Annotated in this window: 1 protein-coding gene; it reads right to left on the bottom strand. The window is 42.0% G+C overall.

Translation table 11 applies throughout. The features are described from left to right. Positions 1–326, bottom strand: a 326-nt coding sequence (locus tag GHT08_RS21990; RefSeq protein WP_163583506.1) for an RNA-guided endonuclease InsQ/TnpB family protein, incomplete at both ends; no start/stop codon positions are given.

Raw genomic sequence — 326 nt, 5'->3', positions numbered from 1 at the left:
CCGTTGTTTTTCGCATGTTGGGCACGTCTGGACAGTTTTCTTTGTTCTCGTTTTAATTTCTTTTCCATTTTAGTGGTGAAACGATGATTATCCACCTTTTGTCCATCCGAAAGAATCGCAAAGTCTGTCATACCTAAGTCGATGCCGATAGCTGATTCTGTTTTTTCTAATGGTTGGATAGCTGTTTCTGCAAGAATAGAGATGAAATATTTTCCGCTTGGATTACGTCTGATGGTGGCATTTAGGATCCGGCCTTCGACTTCTCGACTTTTGGCAAAGCGAACGAGCCCGAGTTTCGGTAGTTTAATTTGGTTCCCTTCAATGGA

This window comes from Gracilibacillus saliphilus (genome assembly GCF_010994085.1).
Classification (GTDB): Bacteria; Bacillota; Bacilli; order Bacillales; family Amphibacillaceae; genus Gracilibacillus; species Gracilibacillus lacisalsi.
Note: the sequence above shows the minus strand (reverse complement) of the source record. Positions and strands in the feature narration are given on the sequence as shown.